Below are 5,499 nucleotides of genomic sequence, written 5' to 3' on the forward strand. Positions count from 1 at the left end.
CAAGAACTGGGTAGAGCTATTAGAGGAGAAAGGAATAAGGATAAGTATGGATGGGAAAGGACGTTGCAAAGACAATATTTGGATAGAACGCTTCTGGAGAAGTATCAAACAGGAACATATCTATCTTAATCCAGCCGATACAGTCTCAGAACTACGGCAAGGAATAGGGAAGTGGATAAAGTTCTATAACTATGAGCGCCCCCACCAGAGTATCACCAAGCTACTCCCTGCCATGGAATATGGAATAGTAGTAGCTGCATAACAATAACCAATAACTATGTAAAGAGAAAGAAAATGTGTATGTTTGTGACAGTGAAAGAAAAAAACACTAGCCCGTTGTCGAAAAATGGGGAGTACTATATCAGATCACGATAATGAGAGTGGTGAAACATTACGAGAATGGTCATCACCTCACTGTCTGACATCTTGAACTTTCTATTTCTCCTTGTCTTTGCCTGCCCGTTTTCAATCGAATGAGCTGTCATTGCCTGATCAAACATTTTGGAGAAATCATCTATAATGCAAAAAACTTCGACTATATTTGTGAACATAAAAGTGGTGTTTTGTTTGTTTTCTTATTGTTTATCACAATATAAAGATACAAATAATTCGCCACTTTTCCTAATATAATCACCTATTATTTTAGTCCATTAGAGCAAATATTCACCTCTGGTTTTTGTCTCTTTTCTTAGGTCGAACTCACGTTAAATTATTAATCACCTTATAGTCGGTGTGGGCTCGGTACAATACCGGGCTCACACCTTTTTATTTGAAGGTTAAATCTCATTTGCATCTTCTACGCTTAAGAGCAAAAAGAAAAAAAACGACAGCCTTTGATGATATATTCAAGCATCGAAATCGGCTTAATATCTGAGATTATCTCGATTTTGAAACAAGGTTATTAGACTTCATGAAACAAAAATCCTCAAATAAACAACGAAAAAAGTTGTGTAGTATAATAATTATTGATACATTTACCTCGTTGATATTGTGATAACATAGATTTAGATATTTCGTGGCTTGCTTACACAGTTTCGTTAACTTTAACATACTAAAAACATGAAGACAAAATTTTCTCTAGGACTTATCACCTTGTTGTTGCTCGTTTCGTGCACTAACTTAGATGATGTGTACCGCCGTTTGGATGACCACGATGCTCGTATAAAGAAGCTGGAGACATTGACTGCTGATGCAAATAAAACGATTGCATCTCTCCAGAAGCTAGTTGATGCTCAGGCTCAAAAGATTAGCATTGTTTCATACACTGCCTTGCCCAAAAATGAGGGTTACAAACTTGTGATGTCAGATGGTTCTGAAATTATTTTGAAACATGGGAAGGATGGCAAAACACCTAGCGTAGGAATCGAAGAGGTCGATGGTGTGCTATACTGGACTTTGGACGGAGAGCTGATGAGAGATGCCGCTGGTAACCCAATCCGAGTTAAGGGCGAGGATGGAAAGGCTGGTGTCACCCCACAACTGCGTGTGAATGCAGATGGAAATTGGGAGGTGAGTCTCGATGGAGGCGTAAAGTGGGAGCTAGTCAAAGATGTGAATGGCAAGCCTGTTAAGGCTGTGGGAACTGATGCAGCTTCTGACCTAAAGATCACCGATAATGGTGATGGTACTATTACTATTATCTTTAACGGGATGACCTTTGTCATCCCTTCAGTGAAGCCAATACCGACACCTCAACCTGAAAATCGACCCTCACCACTTGCATACGTCGCTGAATATAATCTTGCAGACCTCAATGGAACATTTGAAACTGAACACGATATTACTGGGAAGCACCTCTTTACATGGAATGATGCGGTTAATTATTTTAGATCACCTTCCGATCTCGATGGCAATAAATACCATCTTGCATCTAAGGAGGAATGGAATGCTATTATTCCTGACAATTATCAATACGTTGACTTTGAAAACAATTTAAAGAGAGAATTGACAGAAACAGAAGTTTCTATCGCTAAAAAAAAGTATAAAATGACTGGCACATTCATTTCTGACAATAATAATGCATATGCAACACTGACCTATCAAACATCAAATGAAAATCCTCTTTTCGTTGTTGCAAAATACAACCTACAGAATGAAGACAAACTTTTTCAGATTCAAATGCAAACTGTTAGTGCCCTTCCTTCGTTAGATGATATCGCAAATGAAGAATACTGGGCAAGTACAAAGGATACAGTTACTCGCTCATTCCCCATGGCAGGTGGGAAATACAATGCAAACAGGCTTATTGGACAAGGTGTATTTGGGTGTTATTGGTGTTCATCTGAACATATAAGTGATGCGGGCTATTACGTTAATTTTGGAAGATTTGGATCTGCAACACACTATAGCGAGAAGCGTTATGGTTACAGCATACGTCTTTTTTCAGAGAACCCGTGATAACCAACGAACTGCAACCAACTTCTGATATATTCTCTAATCCCATTGCCTCCGTTACAGACGTAACATAAGTATAATACTTCCCATAAACTAGATAACACAAAAAGTTAGCACTTTTTGTGTTATCTAGTTTATGGGAAGTATTATAGAACGCTTCTGGAGAAGTATCAAACAGGAACATATCTATCTTAATCCAGCCGATACAATCTCAGAACTACGGCAAGGAATAGGGAAGTGGATAAAGTTCTATAACTATGAGCGCCCCCACCAGAGTATCACCAAGCTACTCCCTGCCATGGGATATGGAATAGTAGTAGCTGCATAACAATAACCAATAACTATGTAAAGAGAAAGAAAATGTGTACGTTTGCGACAGTGAAAGAAAAAAATACTAGCCCGTTGTCGAAAAATGGGGAGTACTATACACTTCTGACTCAAGAATACTCGAGAATTCAGAAAGAGCTTTCATATTGATCTCAGATTTACGTTTCTCCATCATAACTTTTTATTATTAACAACAGTCTACAAGAGTTTTTGTCATATTTTTATCAGATTGAATTTCTTTATCATAATCGCATCTATCGGATTCGGGAGGCATTAGGGGTATAATCTTGGTATTCTTCAACGACCTTCTGACCTTTATTGAGTCGATACTTGAGGGAGACCTTAAGAGTAGGTCCCATGCTAAAGGTCTTAGAGTTTTCAGCGTAATCAAGGAAGTATGAAGTACGGATATTGTCTCGTTCAAGGAGATTGTATGCTCCCAGAGAGAGTGTAAGGTTGCGTTCTTTGAGGAAAGAGTAGTATAGCTCCAAATTCCAATTCGTATTCCAAGAGGTCTCCAACATAGTGGAAGAATATAGTGGTTCATAAGAGCCGTAGAGCGTGATAGTAAATCGGTCTGTCGGGGAATAGCTTACATTGGCGTTATAGCTGTGTAACCAATAAGAGGCTGATCTACCAATTGGAGGCACAAATCCATTTTTGAAGTTATGTAGTTTACGATAGGTTGCTTTAGCCTGAAGCTGTCCCATGAGTTTGTCTTCCCAAAAAGAAAAAGGTAATACCGCATTCATCGTAAAATATCTTTGATCCGAAATGTTTTCAGTGGATCTTATTAAATATTCCCCCTCCCTTGTGTACACATTGCCTGAAGCATTGAGCACAGCAGCATAAGTGAGATTGAGTTGTGCGTACTCAAAGAAAGTATTATTGAATACCAGACCGTAACCATTGCTTGGTTGTAGTTCGGGATTGCCCGAGTAATACATATAATCGCTATTCTGTCGTAACCCTGGGATCATTGTCTGGTATCTAGGTCGTATGATATTGGATATCAGCCCTGTAATAAAGCTGTAATTGGGAAAGTCTCCATTAAGTAAAAGAGAGGGAAAAAAGAGGTATAATTTTTAGTTACATGCTCCGAACCAAGGTTGTACTCATAATGCGTGGTCTCCATTCGAACACTTCCCTTTAGCCCCAATCGGTTACTCAAGCGGTATTGTGCCTGTGCGTAAAGAGCAGGAAGGACTTCAAAACCATTAAAATCGGACTGTCGTCCATCTTGAAAGATAGACTTATCCTTGACGCTATTGTAATCTATTTGTAGACCATAGTGCAGTTTCCAGTCTCCAAAGGCAGAGTGCAAATTAGCATAAAGTGTATTGAGAAAGCCATCCATACTTACGTCTGACCGATTGTATTGCTCTCCATTTGAATGGAAATAGTCGGATTCTTCGTAAACACCTCCATACGAAAAGCTATATCCCATATCTCCATTAAAAACAAGATTGGTAGAGGGTATTTGATAGACGAGAGAAAAGTTATAAAGGTCGCTTCGCTCTTTTCTTTGGACTAGTGACTTCTCGATACGGTTATCCCAATACGAGGTTGGCTTAGCAAAGTCATAGTATATAAATGTATTGAAAGTTAGGCGATGACTACTCGGTAAAGTATATTGTAGAGATGCGTTATAAGTCAACACATTGATTCTGCCCTTCCTGTTGCCTTCTTGTATAATAGGAGCCCGATTGGGGATGATCAGGCTGTCAAGATAATCAGAGTAGACGGCTTCGTTGTCGTAAGAGAATGTATTGTGGAATAGCAGTCGTTTGACTTTGGTCATATAAAATAAACTTGCTCCAACATTCCTTAGCCCCTCCTTGAAGAAAGAAGTGTAGGCTGAAGGCTGGAATGAGTACCCAAGTGGTATGTTCGGATTGGTCTTAATATTGATGACAGCTTCTGTTGTAGCTGAATATTGACCAGAATTAATTGGGACAAGCTCTACGGATGAGACAGCATTAGCTGGAAGGCTAGAAAGAAAAGCAGCTAGTGAGGTCGCTGAGATCGACTGTCTGATACCATTGATATAGATGACAGCAGACTTACCATTGAGAGAGTATCCCCCTTCGCCGGTTTTAACTACACCGGGAATTCTCGTCAATACTTGATTAATCTGCAGGTTATTTACATTGGGGATTCGAGAAATATTGACGATGGTGTTGCCGTCACGCCTCGAAAGGAATTTTTGCTCGATAACGACCTCGTCAAGCAGAGTGTTTTTGGGCTTGAGGTAAACTTCCATTGAGGAATCAATAGAAGAACTTAGCTCCATATATTCATATGCTACGTGTGAAAAAGAGAGTCGTACCACCCGCATATCGCTCGGAAGCTGGAGAATAAAGACTCCTTGCTGGTCGGAATAAACGCTAAGAGAGTCAGACTCACTGTAAGCGGTAACCCGTACCTGATTTATTGCAGAACTGTCTGTTGCGTCTTTAATGGTGCCCTTGATGCTTTGAGCAAATAGCATCTGGTTGAGCAATAAGAATAGGAAACCGATTAAAAATCTCCCCATAATAAATTATTTACTTAGCCTAAATTAATCATAGTTGCCACAAATATAGTTTTTTTGCAATCTACAAATATTCCCCCGACAATATAGTATAGTACTCCCCATTTTTAGACAACGGGCTAGTGTTTTTTTCTTTCACTGTCGCAAACGTACACATTTTCTTTCTCTTTACATAGTTATTGGTTATTGTTATGCAGCTACTACTATTCCATATTCCATGGCAGGGAGTAGCTTGGTGATACTCT

5 protein-coding genes and 1 pseudogene are annotated in these 5,499 nt (G+C 39.3%); 3 read left to right on the top strand and 3 right to left on the bottom strand.

The window, feature by feature from the left end:
* Nucleotides 1-262: integrase core domain-containing protein (locus A3GG_RS12345; RefSeq protein WP_018359166.1), on the top strand; the 262-nt coding region annotated here is incomplete at its 5' end.
* 100 nt (nucleotides 263-362) lie between these two features.
* Here the strand turns inward: A3GG_RS12345 and A3GG_RS13910 are convergent.
* Nucleotides 363-551 (bottom strand): annotated as a pseudogene (locus tag A3GG_RS13910) (IS982 family transposase); the annotation flags it as partial.
* A gap of 508 nt (nucleotides 552-1,059) precedes the next feature.
* Here A3GG_RS13910 and A3GG_RS0110065 point away from each other — a divergent pair.
* A complete protein-coding gene (locus A3GG_RS0110065; protein WP_018359168.1) occupies nucleotides 1,060-2,397 on the top strand; it encodes a PL29 family lyase N-terminal domain-containing protein in 1,338 nt (445 codons plus the stop codon).
* A 133-nt stretch (nucleotides 2,398-2,530) separates the two neighbouring features.
* The gene (locus A3GG_RS12350; protein ID WP_018359169.1) at nucleotides 2,531-2,722 is read left to right on the top strand and encodes an integrase core domain-containing protein; all 192 of its coding nucleotides are present in this window, start codon (nucleotides 2,531-2,533) and stop codon (nucleotides 2,720-2,722) included.
* Between the two features lie 253 nt (nucleotides 2,723-2,975).
* On the opposite strand, the gene A3GG_RS12895 is transcribed toward A3GG_RS12350, so the two are convergent.
* Nucleotides 2,976-3,746 carry an outer membrane beta-barrel protein gene (locus A3GG_RS12895; protein WP_345908494.1) on the bottom strand — a complete coding sequence of 257 codons (771 nt, stop codon included), beginning with the start codon at nucleotides 3,744-3,746 and terminating at the stop codon, nucleotides 2,976-2,978.
* Nucleotides 3,734-5,257: a peptidase associated domain and porin domain-containing protein gene (locus A3GG_RS12660; protein ID WP_018359171.1), complete on the bottom strand. Its 1,524-nt coding sequence runs from the start codon at nucleotides 5,255-5,257 to the stop codon at nucleotides 3,734-3,736. The genes A3GG_RS12895 and A3GG_RS12660 overlap by 13 nt, the downstream gene beginning before the upstream one ends.
* Between the last annotated feature and the right edge of the window lie 242 nt (nucleotides 5,258-5,499).

The sequence above is a fragment of the Porphyromonas levii DSM 23370 genome (genome assembly GCF_000379925.1).
Taxonomy (GTDB): Bacteria; Bacteroidota; Bacteroidia; order Bacteroidales; family Porphyromonadaceae; genus Porphyromonas_A; species Porphyromonas_A levii.

What these genes read in the sequence shown, in the direction of transcription:
- A3GG_RS0110065 (WP_018359168.1), top strand. Translation starts at nt 1,060, where the DNA reads ATGAAGACAAAATTTTCTCTAGGACTTATCACCTTGTTGTTGCTCGTT.
- A3GG_RS12350 (WP_018359169.1), top strand. Translation starts at nt 2,531, where the DNA reads ATGGGAAGTATTATAGAACGCTTCTGGAGAAGTATCAAACAGGAACAT.
- A3GG_RS12660 (WP_018359171.1), bottom strand. Translation starts at nt 5,257, where the DNA reads ATGGGGAGATTTTTAATCGGTTTCCTATTCTTATTGCTCAACCAGATG.